The organism is Nonomuraea longispora (assembly GCF_004348345.1).
Taxonomy (GTDB): Bacteria; Actinomycetota; Actinomycetes; order Streptosporangiales; family Streptosporangiaceae; genus Nonomuraea; species Nonomuraea longispora.
The window spans coordinates 1-802 of the sequence record NZ_SMJZ01000453.1 but is presented as its reverse complement, the minus strand read 5'-3'; the positions used below and the strand labels follow the sequence as shown (position 1 = coordinate 802).

Annotated in this window: 1 protein-coding gene; it reads left to right on the top strand. The window is 68.3% G+C overall.

What is annotated here, in order from left to right:
* Positions 1-177 precede the first annotated feature (177 nt).
* Positions 178-802: transposase family protein (locus E1267_RS45235; protein WP_484213953.1), on the top strand; the 625-nt coding region annotated here is incomplete at its 3' end.

Below are 802 nucleotides of genomic sequence, written 5' to 3'. Positions count from 1 at the left end.
AGCCTGGATCCACAGCTTGAAGCTTGGGGCGAGATTGGCGAAATGAAGTGAGGTGTCCCTTGAGCTGGGAGGATGGGAGTTCTTCACGCTTCCATCGGCCCGCTGCAAAGGACACCTCGTAAGTTGGAATTCTCCCACGCCGCTGGCCGTACGCAGGCGATCTTCGATGATGAGCATGTGATTTCCTACGCGGGGCTGGCTCCGGCGCTGCGGCTGGCCGAGCGGACCGGCCTTGGGCCGCTGGTCGGCGAGTACGTGGCGCTGGGCGCGGCCGATGGGGTCAACGCGCCGGCGAAGGTGACCTCGATCGTGGCCGGGATGGCCTGCGGCGCTGACAGCATCGACGACCTGGACCTGCTGCGGCGCGGCGGGATGGACACGATGTTCACCGGGATCCGCGCGCCGTCCACGCTGGGCTCGTTTCTGCGCGCATTCACCTGGGGCAACGTGCGCCAACTCGACAAGGTCGCCCGGCAGGTGCTGGTGGCGCTGGCCGCCCACACCCCGCTGCTGCCCGGCAAGGACGTGCTGGCGTTCTTGGACATCGACTCGATGCAGCGGCGCACCTACGGGTATGCCAAGCAGGGCTCGGGCTTCGGCCACACCAAAGTTCAGGGGAAGAGTGTCCTGGTCAGGGGGCTGAATGCGTTGACCGTCACCATGTCTACGCCGCTGTCGGCACCGGTGGTGGCCGCCAGCCGGTTGCGTGGCGGCACGGCCGCCTCGGCCCGCGGTGCCGCTTCGGCGGTGCGCGAGTCCATCGGCACCGCCCGCCAGGCGGGCTGCACCGGCACCCTGGTTC